Origin of the sequence: Lujinxingia vulgaris, from assembly GCF_007997015.1 — a bacterium.
In the GTDB taxonomy this organism is placed as follows: domain Bacteria; phylum Myxococcota_A; class Bradymonadia; order Bradymonadales; family Bradymonadaceae; genus Lujinxingia; species Lujinxingia vulgaris.
Genome location: NZ_VOSM01000002.1, coordinates 351,070 through 364,010 on the forward strand (window position 1 = coordinate 351,070; position 12,941 = coordinate 364,010).

The 12,941-nt window shown below is 65.0% G+C and carries 11 protein-coding genes; 4 read left to right on the forward strand and 7 right to left on the reverse strand.

Translation table 11 applies throughout. The annotated features are described in order from the left end of the window. Positions 1–25 precede the first annotated feature (25 nt). Both FRC98_RS05045 and FRC98_RS05050 read right to left on the reverse strand, forming a co-directional pair. Complete coding sequence (locus FRC98_RS05045) at positions 26–328, reverse strand: hypothetical protein (protein ID WP_146980206.1); 303 nt, start codon at positions 326–328, stop codon at positions 26–28. Positions 329–547: 219 nt separating this feature from the next. After that, a complete protein-coding gene (locus FRC98_RS05050; protein ID WP_146980207.1) occupies positions 548–1,012 on the reverse strand; it encodes a ferritin-like domain-containing protein in 465 nt (154 codons plus the stop codon). A gap of 364 nt (positions 1,013–1,376) precedes the next feature. Here FRC98_RS05050 and FRC98_RS05055 point away from each other — a divergent pair, with 364 nt between their 5' ends. Beyond that, positions 1,377–4,676: an ATP-binding protein gene (locus FRC98_RS05055; protein ID WP_146980208.1), complete on the forward strand. Its 3,300-nt coding sequence runs from the start codon at positions 1,377–1,379 to the stop codon at positions 4,674–4,676. 31 nt (positions 4,677–4,707) lie between these two features. On the opposite strand, the gene FRC98_RS05060 is transcribed toward FRC98_RS05055, so the two are convergent. Then, entirely contained in the window at positions 4,708–5,451 is a 744-nt protein-coding gene (locus tag FRC98_RS05060) for an RCC1 domain-containing protein (RefSeq protein ID WP_146980209.1), read from the reverse strand. Between the two features lie 109 nt (positions 5,452–5,560). On the opposite strand from FRC98_RS05060, the gene FRC98_RS05065 reads away from it, so the two are divergent. Continuing rightward, the gene (locus FRC98_RS05065) at positions 5,561–6,301 is read left to right on the forward strand and encodes a hypothetical protein (RefSeq protein ID WP_146980210.1); all 741 of its coding nucleotides are present in this window, start codon (positions 5,561–5,563) and stop codon (positions 6,299–6,301) included. Between the two features lie 45 nt (positions 6,302–6,346). Here the strand turns inward: FRC98_RS05065 and FRC98_RS05070 are convergent, their stop codons facing one another. Next, positions 6,347–6,964 (reverse strand): DUF924 family protein, encoded by a 618-nt coding sequence (locus FRC98_RS05070; protein WP_146980211.1) that lies wholly within the window; start codon positions 6,962–6,964, stop codon positions 6,347–6,349. 128 nt (positions 6,965–7,092) lie between these two features. Between FRC98_RS05070 and FRC98_RS05075 the strand changes: the two genes are divergently transcribed. Beyond that, positions 7,093–8,019, forward strand: a complete 927-nt coding sequence (locus FRC98_RS05075; RefSeq protein WP_230467286.1) for a class I SAM-dependent methyltransferase — start codon at positions 7,093–7,095, stop codon at positions 8,017–8,019. Positions 8,020–8,156: 137 nt separating this feature from the next. Here the strand turns inward: FRC98_RS05075 and FRC98_RS05080 are convergent, their stop codons facing one another. Both FRC98_RS05080 and FRC98_RS05085 read right to left on the reverse strand, forming a co-directional pair. Further along, the gene (locus tag FRC98_RS05080; protein WP_146980212.1) at positions 8,157–8,825 is read right to left on the reverse strand and encodes an O-methyltransferase; all 669 of its coding nucleotides are present in this window, start codon (positions 8,823–8,825) and stop codon (positions 8,157–8,159) included. A 94-nt stretch (positions 8,826–8,919) separates the two neighbouring features. Then, positions 8,920–9,909 (reverse strand): hypothetical protein, encoded by a 990-nt coding sequence (locus tag FRC98_RS05085; RefSeq protein WP_146980213.1) that lies wholly within the window; start codon positions 9,907–9,909, stop codon positions 8,920–8,922. A gap of 115 nt (positions 9,910–10,024) precedes the next feature. Between FRC98_RS05085 and FRC98_RS05090 the strand changes: the two genes are divergently transcribed. After that, positions 10,025–11,041: a zinc-dependent alcohol dehydrogenase family protein gene (locus FRC98_RS05090; protein WP_146980214.1), complete on the forward strand. Its 1,017-nt coding sequence runs from the start codon at positions 10,025–10,027 to the stop codon at positions 11,039–11,041. A gap of 25 nt (positions 11,042–11,066) precedes the next feature. On the opposite strand, the gene FRC98_RS05095 is transcribed toward FRC98_RS05090, so the two are convergent. Continuing rightward, positions 11,067–12,830 carry an SLC13 family permease gene (locus FRC98_RS05095; RefSeq protein WP_146980215.1) on the reverse strand — a complete coding sequence of 588 codons (1,764 nt, stop codon included), beginning with the start codon at positions 12,828–12,830 and terminating at the stop codon, positions 11,067–11,069. Positions 12,831–12,941: the final 111 nt, after the last annotated feature.

Consider the following 12,941-nt stretch of genomic DNA (forward strand, 5'->3'; position numbering starts at 1 on the left):
ATGAAAATGATGGGCGGAACGCGCGTCAGCAGGAGCGGCGCAGGTCGGCCATCGAGATGACCTTATCGTCGCGGCGCATCGGGTGGATGCGCGGCGCGGGGGCGTCGCGCCCGTCGGGGTCCATCATGTTGAGGGCGTCGCGCAGCTGGCCGATCTGGCCGGCGCAGAGGCGAATGCGGCGCTGGGTGAGCCAGCCGAGCTCTTTGCCGTCGCGTTGCAGGCGGAGCTCCAGAGTGGGCGTCTCGCCGGGCTCTGAGACCTGGACCAGTTCAACGCGGGTGTCGGCTTCGAAGCCGAGAAGATCGCCGAGGAGTTTTTCGTGGGTCATGGTTGCGTTCTGCCTGTGAGAAGAATCGCATAGCGCGGACGGTGATATTGATAATGACTTTCAAAACGCAGTCAAGGTGAAATTGAAAACGAGTATCATTTATTCAAGGGGACGATGCGTTTTCGGGCAGGATTTAAAAAAAGAAAGCCCCTCGCCGGCTGGCGAGGGGCTTCTTTACGAGGAGCGCGGCGGCCGCGCTCCCGGAGAGCATCGTGTGGATCAGGCGGTGGTGCCTTTGCTCTTGTCGATGTCGCCGGCGGCGAACTTCACCTTGCCGGTGAGCTTGCGCAGGTGGTCGACGTGCTCCTGCTCCTCGGCGATGTGCTCTTCGATCCAGAACATGGTGCCGGGGTTGGCAGCTTCGGCGACCTCGTGGCAGGCCTCCCAGGCTTTAAGGGCGTCGATCTCGAGGGCAAGCGCGGCTTCGAGCATGCCCTGGATGTCGGCGGCCTGGCGGATCGTGGCCGGCTCGACGGTGGGGACGCCTCCGAGGACGGCGATCTTCTCGCCGACGGCTTCGGCGTGGTCGCGCGCTTCTTCGCTGGATTCATGGAAGAATTCGCGGAAGATCTCCCGCTCATAACCGGTGACCATCACGGCGGCTTGCATGTACTGGATGACGCCGGCGAGTTCCCAGGCCATGGCGGTGTTGAGGCGTTTGATCAGTTCTTCTTTCGAGCTCATGGGGTGCTCCGTAATTGAGAATCACTATCAGTGTTGAGGCAGGCGTGCTCTACGAATCCAAGGTATAAGAGCGCAACGCGGCGGGTCAACCAATCAGGGTGATCGCTGGTCGAGGGGCGTTTCCAGGGGGAGGCGAAATGGGGTGGGGGGCTTGCTTTATGGGAGGCGATGGCGATGATCGGGGTCTGTGCACGGCAAAGGCTGGTTGGGCGACGAGGCCGTCGAGGATCGCGTGATGGCGATGACGCGGCATACGAGGTGTGTTAACGTCGCGCTCTGACGAAAAGACGCGACAATCAAGAAGGTGCGTGACGGGTCATCGCGCGCACTGCTTGTGTCAGGATGGCGCGCAAGGGGAGAGGACGTGCGAGTTCGCAGTTATCGGCTGGAAGAAGCGCAGCAGACAACGCTCGGGGGGAGGCTCTGGAAGGCCGTGGATGAGAGTTCCGGGCGCACGCTGGAGTTGCGCGCGGCGCATACCGCGGATGCGCCGGCCGGGATGTTGCAGATGTACCGGCGTCAGGCGCAGGGGGCGGCGGCGATTTTCCACTCCGGGGTGGCGCCTCTTTATGACTTTGGCGAGGTGACGCTGGAGGAGGCCGGGGCCTGCCAGGGGGCGTTACTGGCGGGGGATGCGTTCTGGGTGAGCGCGCCGATGGAGGGAGGTCAGCCCTTGCAGGAGTGCATGGGTCGGTTGGAGTGGCCGCAGTTTCGGCAGGTGCTGCTTCGTATGCTCGAAGCGCTGGCGTTCGGGCACGCGCGCGGGGTGGTGCATCGCCGGCTGAGCCCGGAGCTTGTGTCGGTGCGACTGGGGGAGGAGGATGAGGTCGAGGCGGTGCAGCTGCTGGAGTTTGGGCTCTTGCCGCCGCGGCGACTCGATGGTGAGAACAGCATGATCTCGGCCTATCAGGCGCCGGAGGTCGTGGAGGGGCGCTGGCGAGAGCAGGGGGCATGGAGTGATTTGTACAGCGTGGGGGTGATCGCGTTTGAGTGGCTCTACGGGCGACTTCCCGACAATGAGCGCGGTCGGCCCAGCCGCGGTGAGCAGCATCATTTTGTGCCCTCGGGGTTCGCCAGCTGGGTGCTGAGTTGTATGGATGAGTCGCCGATCGATCGTTTCCGCTATGCGGCGGATGCGCGTCAGGTGCTCAGCGCGCTGGATGTGCACTTCTGGGGACCGCCGCGCGGGGCGGTGCGGCGCGAGATGGGCTGGCGTCGTGATGAGGTGGTGGATCTGGGGGAGTTTCGGGAGCTGTGGCGATCGGAGGAGCTCTACCGTTTTCGCGAAGTTCCGCTGGTGGGACGCGAGGAGGCCCGGGACGCGCTCTGGGAGCGGCTGGCCGAGGTGCATCAGGGTGGGCGCTCGCAGGTGATGGTGTTGCGGGGGCCCTCCGGCGCGGGCAAGACACGGCTGATGGCGTGGCTTGCGCGGCGTGCCCATGAGCTGGGGCTGGCCGAGGTAATGCGGGCCACGCACAGCCCGGTGGCGAGTTCGGCCGATGGGCTCTCGCGGATGTTTTCGCGCTATTTTCGAGCGACGGGGCTCTCCAATGAGGGGGCCCGGCGGCGAGTGTTTGAGGAGCTCAGCGGTCGGGGGTTGGAGGAGGTGCAGGCGCAGGCGGCGGCCGAGGCCCTGGCCAGTTGGATGTTGCCCTGGAATGAGCGCTCGCGGCTGCCGGCCGGCGGGGCCAACCGGGCGGCGGCCATGCAGCTGGCGCTCGGAGAGTTGGGACGGGAGCGGCCGCTGCTGATCTGTGTCGAAGACGGACAGTGGGCCAGCGAGACGCTCGACTGGGTAGAGCGGGTGCTGGAGTCGCCGCTGCGCGTCTCGGTGATGGTGGTGATCACGCTCAACGATGAGGCGCTGGTCGACCGACCGATTGAGATGGTGCAGGTCGACCAGCTCCTGGAGCGGGAGGGGGTCGATGAGCTTACCATTCCGCCGCTTTCGCTGGCTGAGCAGCTCTCCTTTATCTCGATGCTCGCGCCGCTGGAGGAGGAGTTGGCCTATGAGCTGGCGCAGCGCGCCGGCGGAAACCCTATGTTCATCGTGCGCATGTTGATGCGCTGGGTTCATGAGGGTTTGCTGGTAGCGTCGGAGCGCCACGCCGATCAGCTGGCGTTAAAGCCGGGGGCCCGCGCCACACTGCCGGAGGGGATGCTCGAGGCGTGGGATGAGGGTGTGGAACAGCTCATCGCCCAGTTTGACGCCGAGGTCCGAGATGATGCTCGCCGGGCAATGGAGTGCGCCGCTGCGCTGGGGCTGACGGTGATGCACGAGGAGTGGCTGGAGGTGTGCGAGCGCTGCGATGTGACGGTGCCCGAGCATCTTTTGCAGGCGCTGCTGGCCAACCGTCTTGTGGCGGAGCACTACGAGGAGCGCTCCTTTGAGTTCGTGCACCCGATGCTGAGGGAGGCACTGGCGCGGCGGGCGCGGGCGGAGGGGCGTTATGTGGCGATTCATCGCGCCTGTGCCGACGTGGTGAAGGGGCGGGCGCGTGAGGAGGATGTGACCACTGCCGAGCGCCTGGGGATGCATCTTTTTGAGGCCGGGGAGAACGATGAGGCGATGGAGCATCTGCTGCGAGGCTGCCAGCTGGCGGGAAACCTGGGGGAATCGCGGCGCGCGCTGGGCTTGATTGCGCGTTATGAGCAGGCCTGTGATCGCCTGGAGATTGGCGAGCACGATGTGCGGCGTTTGCGCGGGATGTTGCGGCAGAGCTGGGCGTTGCAGGCCGCCGGACAGATGGACGCCGCCGAGCCGGTGGTGGCGCGCGCGCGGGCTTTGCTCAAGCCGGAAGATGAGGGTGAGCTGCTGGCCCCGCTCCTGTGGCTGGAGTCGTCACTGGCGTTTGCGCGCGGTGATTTTGAGAAGGCCGAGCACATCCTGCTCGAAGCCCGAGACGCCTGTCAGGGCGAAGACAGGCGCTCCGCGCTGGCCGGCACAATGCTTCGCCTCGCCAGCGCCTGGAGTGAGCGAGGAGAGCTGCAGAAGGCGGTCGAGGGGTATGCCAGCGCGCGGGACATCTGGCGCGAGCTGGAGGAGATCGGGGGACAGGCGGTGGCCACAATGGGGCTTGCCACGGCCTACCTTCAAGTCGGGGAGGCGGAACGTGCGAGTGCGCTGATGGAGGAGGTCCGGGGGGATGCGGAGCTCTTTGCGCGTGTCTCACCGGGGAGCTTCTACAACATGTACGGTGAGATCTTTCGCGAGCAGCGGCGCTGGGAAGATGCCGAGGCGATGTATCTGGAGGCGATCTCACGGTGGGAAGATGTGATGGCGGCCGAGTCGAACATCGCGCGCTCGAACCTGGGGATGATGATGGTCTCACAGCGTCGCTTCTCGGAGGCGATGGTGCTCTTGAGTGAGGCTGAGGGGGCGTGGAGTCGGGCGGGCATGGTGCGGGAGCAGATTTACACGCTCTCGGGGTTGCTCCCGTGTCTTGCGGCCAGTGGTAGCTGGACGGTGTGGCGGGAGTATGCCGGCGCGGTGGAGGGGTATGTGCGTGCCAACGGGATGCAGGCCTCCGACTTGCGGGAGATGTTCGAGGTCAACGTGACGGTGGCCCGCGAGAGCGGTGATGCGGAGATCATCGCCATCTCGGAAAGGTTGTTGCAGACACAGGCCGAGCCGCTCGTGGAGGCGGAGGCGGTCAAGGGGTAAGCGCCCGGCGCTGAGGTGTGTTTCGCTATCGTCAGGGTGAGGCGTCCGAGTGACCCCAGCAGTGGGATGCGCCATCGGGACGGAGCGCGCAGATCTGGTCCTGCGCGCGAGTAAGGCGAACAAAGCGGCCTTGCGGGGGCTGGGTGTTGTCGCCCCGGGAGGCACCCCAGCAATGCACTTCGCCGGAGGCACGCAGGGCGCAGGCGTGGTTGTCCGCCGCGACGAGTTGTTGGAAGGCGCCACCTGGTGAGGGCATCGGGCCCTGGGTGTGGGTGCCGGCGCAGTGGATGCGGGCGTCGGGGGTGAGGGCGCAGGAGAAGCGCTCCCCCAGCGCAAGATCGATGTAGGTGCGGGCGGGGAGCGCGAGCTGTTGGTGGGACTGATCGCCCACACAATGCAGGGCGCCGCGGATGTCCAGTGCGCAGATGTGTTCGGCGCCGGCGGCGATGGTGGCGATCGGTATGGAGGTCTGTGCCGACGCGATGCCGGGGCCCTGGCAGCTGAGGCGCGCGTTATGATCGACGGCGCAGCTGTAGTCTCCGGCGGCCAGGAGGGTGGGCGTCGGCGCGGGGAAGAGGAGCTGTGGGGAGAGTGGGGCAAAGGGGTTATGGGTTGCAAATGCTTCAGCGGAGGCGGGCTCGTATGGCGGTTGTTGGGCGTGTGCCGAGGTTGCAGACGTGACGCTTAGCGCGGTGAAGAGCGCGAAGCTCAAGGCGGCTGTCAGCGCAGTGAGGCGCGCCGGGCCGCAAAGGGGGTAGGGGGTCGGGTTCGCCATAGACACCTCCGGCGTTGAGGTTCACCATCAGACAGAGATGATTGAAATCTAAGAACCATGGCCTGGAGAGCGAAGTGCGCCGGGCGTTGAGCCAGAATGAGGAGCGGCTATGAAGATGATGCTGAGCGTGTTGAGTGTACTGATCCTGAGCGTCGGAGCGGTGGGGTGCGCCGATGATCCGGTGGATCCGACGCCCCTGGATGCGGGCTGCGGAGAGGCCTGTGAGGACGGTGGGGATGTGACAGAGGAGGGCGGAGATGTGACAGAGGAAGGCGATACGGGCCGAGATCCCGGGGTTGGCGGGGAGGGCGACGCTGACCTTGATGCGAGCGACGCGTCGGGGGGAGGGGATGCCGATGCTGAGGATGCCGGGGATGCGTCAGGTGGGGATGTTGATGCGGAGGAGGATGCGAGTGATGCGCCGGAGGATGATGCCGGGAGTGATGATGCTGGAGGTGACCCGAATGCCGGGCGGCCGGTGGGCCAATGCAACGTGACCGCGGACTGCCCCGAGGGCGGGCCGGGCGGGCCTTCGTGCACGCGCACAGCCCCCGGGGGGATCTGCGCGGGATGTGGTGAGTTTGAAGGATGCGGGGGGGACTACGACTGTGTCTCTGGGTCGTGTGTTGCGTCCTGCTCAGAGGATGTGGAGTGCCCGCCGGGGATGCGTTGCGCTGGTGGAAGTTGCGTGATTCAGCGCTGCGAGGGGGGCATGTGCCCGGACCCGATGTTTGGTTGCAGCGAGTCCGGGTTCTGCGCTCGTCGGACCTGTGATGATCCGGGGGACTGCCCGTCGCGGACGACCTGCGAGGACGGGTTTTGCATTGAAGATCGTCAGCTGACGCTCTGAGCGATTTGCCTGAGTGAGCGCCGGTTGCGTGGTGCGGGGGGGCGTTCAGGCTTTCTGGCCAAAATGCACGTCGTTGGCTTCCAGGTAGGCTTCTTCCTCGGGAGTGGAGGTGCGGCCAAGCAGGGCGTTGCGGTGGGGGAAGCGGCCGAACTGCGCGATGATGTCGCGGTGTTGCACGGCGTAGTCCAAAAATCCCTGGAAGAGCTCGACCTGACCGTCGGGCGCCTGGTGGGTGAGGTTTTCCATGAGGGTGACGCAGCGCTCCTGAAGCTCCAGGGACTCGGCGTGCTCAAGGGGGAGGTAGAAGAAGGCGCGCGCGATGGGGGAGAGGGCGGTGTCGTGACCGATCTCAAGGGCGTCGAGCGCGTACTTAAGTGCCAGGTGGTCGGCGGAGAATGCTTCGCCGGTGCCGCGGTAGATGTTGCGGGTGAACTGGTCCAGGAGCAGCACAAGCGCCAGGCGGCTCGGGGCGTTCTCCAGCCAGCCTTGCAGGCCACCGTCTCGAGCGTCTTCGACGAGCGCGCCGAAGCGCTCCGTGATCTCGCGGTCGACCGCCGGGCCCCCGGCGAACCAGATGCGGTACTGCTCCTGGGGGAAGATGCCGTCTTCGAGGGCGGAGGTCGTGCCAAACCAGTACTCAAGTACGTCTTGATACGAAGTCATCGCTTGCCTTTAAATCACGGGTGTTAAACGTCTGGGCGGAGTTTGTGCCGGAGCCGCTGGCGATGCTAGAAAGAGGTGGCTGCGGCCCAGGATTTTGTAGACGTTACGTACCCGATAAGGAGTGACAAGTGAACGTGAAGACGCGATGGATGTTGGTGGCGTTGGTGGTTGGTCTTACGGCGTGTTCCTCGAATGAGCCGAAGAGCGATGAGATGCCGGTCGAAGAAGAAGTAGCCGCCGAAGCCGCGGCGATGGAGGCCGAGGAAGAGGCCGATCCGGAGACGGCGCCTTCGATGTCGGTGGAAGCCAGGCTGGAGGCGGCTGCCAATGGCGCGCATCGCTCCGAGGCGAATAGGGCCCGTAATGAGGCGCGTCATCCGGTGGAGACGCTGACGTTCTTCGGTCTGAGCGACGATATGACCGTGGTGGAGCTTTCGCCTGGACGGGGCTGGTACACCGAGGTGCTGGCACCGGTGCTGGCGGAGAACGGCAAGCTCGTGGCCGGCAACCTGATGGTGGATCCTGAGGATCCGGAGAGCTATTACAGCAAGGCGTCTGTGGCGTACGAGGCCTGGGTTGGCGAGAACACCGACACCCTGGGAGAGGTCGAGGTCGGAACGTTTGCGCCTCCGACGATGGTGGAGATCGGAGACGCGGAGAGCGCCGACATGGTCGTGACCTTCCGCAACATGCACGGCTGGTACAACAACGACATTCTGGATGCGGCGCTTGAGGCCGTGCACGAGACGCTCAAGCCGGGCGGGATCTTCGGCGTGGTGCAGCATCGTGCGGCCGAGGGCAGCGATCCGGCGGTGACGGCTCCCAAGGGCTATTTGCCCCAGGACTTTGTGATCGCGACGGTGGAGGCCGCGGGCTTTGAGCTTGTGGAGAGCTCGGAGATCAACGCCAATCCCAACGACACCCGTGATTACGAAGACGGTGTGTGGGCGCTTCCGCCTTCTCTGCGTGGTGGGGAAGAGACCGCCGAGCAGTTCAAGGCGATTGGTGAGAGCGACCGTATGACGCTGAAGTTCGTGAAGGTCGACGCCGAATAAGGTTGATGCAAATGCGCCCTCGACCGCAGGTCGGGGGCGCATTGTGCGCGTCAGGTTATCCTAAGACGTCAGAAGAGCCCGCGTCCCCGGAGAGGGGAGGCGGGCTCTTTTTGTATCGGGGCCGGGAGTGCGAGCGCTCAGGCGCTGCGCTTGCGGCAGAGGGCCATGCCGTCGCCGATGGGCACCACGCTTAAGTCGATGCGCTCGTCGCTGTGGAGCTTTTCGTTGAGCGCGCGGATGGCGCCGGTATCGGGGTCGTGCACTGATGAATCGGCGACCTTGCCACCCCAGAGCACATTATCGACAGCGATGAGCCCTCCGGGGCGGACCAGTTTGAGGGAGGCCTCGTAGTAGTGATCGAGGGGTTCTTTGTCGGCGTCGATAAAGATGAAGTCGAAGGTGTTTTGAGCGTCACGTTTGAGCAGATACTCGAGGGTGTTTTTTGCGGGCTCAACGTGGAGCTCGATGCGCTTCATCAGGCCGGCTTCTTCCCAGCAATGGCGTGCCTGGGAGGCCCATTTTTCGTTAACTTCGCAGGCGACAAGGCAGCCGTCTTCGGGAAGGGCGCTGGCCAGCCAGAGAGCGCTGTAGCCGGTGAAGCTGCCGATCTCCAGGGCGCGGCGCGCGCCCATGACCTGGAGGAGCATATGCAGAAACTGGCCCTGTTCCGGGGCGATCTGCATGCTGCCCATGGGCAACTCGGAGGTGTCGTGGCGGCAGCGTTTAAAGCGACTGGGCTCGCGCACCGAGAAGTGGCGCAGGTAGGAGAGAATGTTGTCGTCGAGGAAGATCGTAGACGTGCTCATGGGTCGACTCCCGGGGTGAAGTGATGACGATGCAACATCACAAAAGGTTCACACCGAGAGAGGTCGGGGCAAGCCCGAGGGGCCAATGAGCAGGTCAGCGCGAGCGTGCGGCGTGGACGAGGGTGTGGCCGGTGCGTTGATCGCGCTGGAAGACCAGGGTCAGCGCCAGATCGTTGGGGCCAGTGTAACGGCGTGTGTGGCCGGTCTCGGGGAGCTCGAAGAAGTCGGAGGCGCGGGCGATGGCGTCACCTTCGTCGGCCAGCGACCAGCCCCGGGAGGGGAGCGCCTGGTCGTAGAAATGAATGAGTGTGTCGGCAGAGGCCGGGGAGGCGAAGGTCAGGTCGACCTGGTGGGCGCCGGGGTTCTCGTCGGCGAAGCGGGTCAGTCGGGTGCAGCCGGGACAGGCGGGCACGAGCTCGTCGAAGGCCTGGTGGTCGGCGGAGTTTCCGGGGACCATGCGGCTGTAATCGAAGGCTTCATCGCTCCAGGAGGCGACGATTTCGGTGTGGCGGCGCTCCGGGTCGCGCGAGATCTCGATGTAGCGGTGCGCGCGAAAGAGCTCGTGGGGGTTGTCGGTGCCGAGGTAGTCGTCGCGCAGCGCTTCGGGGGAGTCCGCGCGGTTTTTGGTGAGGACGCCGGCCAGCGCGATATGGTTCTGAGAAATGGCGATGGGGCTGAGCCCGCCCTGCAAGGCGTTGAGCAGGCGCGCCTCTTCGTCGCCTGGCGAGAGTGAGGTGAAGGTTGTGTCGTTGAGGCCCTGTCGGACGAACTCTTCCTGGTATTCGAGGAGAAGTTCGGACGGGGTTTTCAGCGAGGTCGTCGTGGAGAAGAAGACGGTGTTGCCGTTGAGATCGTAGCGGCGAGGCTCGGGATGGCCGAGTTTTTCGAGGGCGGTGTTGAAGCGCTCGGTGTTGGTGCGCGCAAAGGGGCTCAGCCAGGCGGTATCCGCATGGGAGGAGGCGACCTCGCCATCGGGCGAAAAGACGCCCACGCCCCAGGCGATGGCAGCAACGCTGAGCGCGCAGCCGCTGATCTTGAGGGTGTTCCAGATCGTGCGATGGATGGAGCCGGGGGAAGTTGCCATCTCGTCCTCGCCAGGTCGGTTGGTGGACCTTAAGATGTAGGAGAGTGTAGTTACAATGTTCGCCGCGCGCAATGGCGCGGCGTGTGTAAAAACGTTGCGATAAGGGAGGTTTGGGATGCGAGCCTGGCGAATCGAAGGGGCGTTCGGGTTGGATCGGCTGCAGCTGCAGGAGGTGGAGGCTGAGCCGGTGCGGCGCGGGCAGGTGAGGCTGGCGATGCGGGCGGTCGGGCTCAATTTTCGGGACCTGATGATGGTGGAGGGGCACTACAACCCTCGCCAGCCCTTGCCCCTGACGCCCTGCTCGGACGGGGTTGGGGAGGTTGTGGAGGTTGGTGAGGGCGTCGATGCGCGTTGGCTCGGTCGGCGGGTCTCGCCGATCTTTGCGCAGGGGTGGAAGAGCGGGGAGCCGACCCGCGAGAAGTTGCGCACGACGCTGGGCGGGCCGCTGCAAGGGACGTTGCGCGAGGAGGTGGTCTGTGACCTGGCGAGCGTGGTGGAGGTGCCCGAGTATCTGAGTGATGCGGAGGCAGCGACGCTGGGGTGTGCCGGCGTCACGGCGTGGAACGCGGTGGTGGAGCAGGGGGGCGTGCGCGCCGGTGATGTGGTGCTCTGCCTGGGTACGGGAGGCGTTTCGGTGTTTGCGATGCAGTTTGCCCGGATGATGGGGGCCGAGGTGATCATGACATCGAGCAGCGACGCGAAGCTGGAGAAGGTGCGTGAGCTGGGTGCGACGAAGGTGCTCAACTACCGCGAGACGCCGGCGTGGGGGCGTGTGGTGCGGGAGATGACGGGGGGCCGGGGTGTTGATCTTGTGGTGGAGGTCGGCGGCGCGGGTACGCTGAAGGAGTCGGTGGATGCGGTGCGGGTGGGAGGCACCATTGCGCTCATCGGTGTGTTGGCCGGCGGGGTGCAGGAGGTCAATGTGGTGCCGATCCTGATGCAGAACATCCGCGTGCAGGGGGTGATCGTGGGCGATGGCGAGATGTTTGAGCGCATGAACCGGGCGATGGCGCAGCATGAGCTGCGGCCGGTGATCGACCGTGTTGTGGGGTTTGAAGATGCGGTGGAGGCCTTTGAGGTGATGAAGCGGGGAGGGCACCTGGGCAAGATTTGCGTTGCGGTGGGCGGGTGAGGGAGGGTCGGGAGGAGGGGGGGAATCAGAGCGGCCAGAACCAGGGGATGACGAATGCGGCGATGACCAGGAAGATCAGTGAGAGGGGGACGCCGACGCGCACGAAGTCCATGTAGCGGTAGCCGCCGGCGCTGTAGACCATGACGTTGGTGTGGTAGCCGACCGGGGAGGCGAAGCTGGCCGAGGCGCCGAAGACGATCGCAAAGACGAAGGGGCGCGGATCGACGCCCAGGGTGATGGCGGCGCTGACGGCGACCGGGGTGATGAGGACGGCGGTGGCCTGGTTGGAGATGATGGCTGTCATTGCCATCGTGATCAGAAAGAAGGTGGTGAGGATGACGCGGGGGCCGAGGTCGCCGACCAGGGCCAGGGTGGCGTTGGCGAGCATGGTCACGCCGCCGGTTTTTTCGAGGGCGATGCCCAGGGGGATGAGGCCGCCGAGGAGGAAGATGACCTGCCAGTCGATGGCCTCGTAGGCCTCCTCGATGGAGATGACGCCGATGAGCACCACGAGCACCGCCGCGGCGCTGGCCAGGGTTACGATGGGGGCGACACCGAAGGCGGCCAGGAGAATGACGGCCACCAGCGCGGCGATCACCGGGAGGGTGTAGGCGTGTTTGAACTCCCAGAGGCCGATCTCTGAGACGACGATGAAGTCGGGGCTGTCCTGGAGGATGGGGATTTGTCCGGGCATGGCCTGAATGAGCAGCACGTCGCCGCCCTGGATCGGGACGTCGAGGAGCTGGTCGACGACGGTGTCTGCGGAGCGACGCAGAGCAAGCACCCGCGCGGGGTGATACCTGGCGAAGCCCGACTCGCCGAGGCTTCGGCCGACGACGGCGGCGTCGGGGGCGATGACGACCTCGATGAGCTCCATGGGTGGGTGGTCGTCGGGTTCGGGTTGGGGATCGGCCAGCGAGGTTACGCCGACGGTGTCGAGAAGATCGCGCATGACGGTGGCGGGCGCGGAGATGCGCAGCACGTCGCCGGGTTTGAGCGCCTGGGTTTCGGGATCGTCGACGGGTTGATCGTCGCGCAGCATGGCCAGAAGGGTGGCTTCGGTGCCGCCTAAGATGATGCGCGGCGTTTTGCCGATGTCGGGGTAGTCGGCACTAAAGAGAAGTTCGGTGAGGTAGGGTTGGGTCTCGGAGTCGTCGCGGCGGTAGTCGGGGTTGTCGCGGTCGGGGAGGATGGCACCGCCGACGGTGAGCATGTAGCCGGTGCCGGCGACAAGGAAGATCACCCCGACCAGGGTCATCTCGAACATGCCGATGGCGGGTTGATCGAGGTCGGTGAGTAGCCCACTGATGAGGATGTTGGTCGAGGTGCCGACGAGTGTGCAGGTTCCTCCGAAGATGGCGGCGAAGGAGAGGGGCATCATGATTTTGGAGGGGTTGATGCCGTTGGCGCGTGCGACGCCGAGGAGCACCGGGAGCATGATGGCGACGACGGCGACGTTGTTGATAAATGCGGACATGGCGGCCACGCCGAGCATCATGGCGGCGCTGGCCAGGCGTGGATCGTAGGCGTAGAGGCGTCCCAGGTGGATGGCGATATGTTTGAGGGAGCCTGTGCGGTGGAGGGCCCGGCTGAGTACGAACATCGCGGCGATGGTGACGGTGGCTTCGTTGCTGAAGCCGCTTAAGCCTTCGGCCGGAGTGAGGATGCCGGTGGGCAGCAGCGCGGCCATGGTGAGCAGGGCGACAAGGTCCACGCGCATGCGCTCGGTGACGAAGAGCACCAGCGCGACCAGTGTTAATAAGAAGACGAAGCTCAGCTCAAAGCTCATAAATTTCGCCGCGTACCGGAGAATGGGCCGCAGGGAGATTCCACCCTGATTGTGATTAAGAACGATGAAAAGGTGGGTGCCGTTGATGCGTTATCAAGGTGGGTTGTGAGG

Excerpts from the sequence above, each read along its gene's own strand:
- FRC98_RS05095 (WP_146980215.1), bottom strand. The coding sequence starts at position 12,830 with ATGAGCTTTGAGCTGAGCTTCGTCTTCTTATTAACACTGGTCGCGCTG.
- FRC98_RS05060 (WP_146980209.1), bottom strand. The coding sequence starts at position 5,451 with ATGGCGAACCCGACCCCCTACCCCCTTTGCGGCCCGGCGCGCCTCACT.
- FRC98_RS05070 (WP_146980211.1), bottom strand. The coding sequence starts at position 6,964 with ATGACTTCGTATCAAGACGTACTTGAGTACTGGTTTGGCACGACCTCC.
- FRC98_RS05090 (WP_146980214.1), top strand. The coding sequence starts at position 10,025 with ATGCGAGCCTGGCGAATCGAAGGGGCGTTCGGGTTGGATCGGCTGCAG.
- FRC98_RS05045 (WP_146980206.1), bottom strand. The coding sequence starts at position 328 with ATGACCCACGAAAAACTCCTCGGCGATCTTCTCGGCTTCGAAGCCGAC.
- FRC98_RS05080 (WP_146980212.1), bottom strand. The coding sequence starts at position 8,825 with ATGAGCACGTCTACGATCTTCCTCGACGACAACATTCTCTCCTACCTG.
- FRC98_RS05065 (WP_146980210.1), top strand. The coding sequence starts at position 5,561 with ATGAAGATGATGCTGAGCGTGTTGAGTGTACTGATCCTGAGCGTCGGA.
- FRC98_RS05050 (WP_146980207.1), bottom strand. The coding sequence starts at position 1,012 with ATGAGCTCGAAAGAAGAACTGATCAAACGCCTCAACACCGCCATGGCC.
- FRC98_RS05085 (WP_146980213.1), bottom strand. The coding sequence starts at position 9,909 with ATGGCAACTTCCCCCGGCTCCATCCATCGCACGATCTGGAACACCCTC.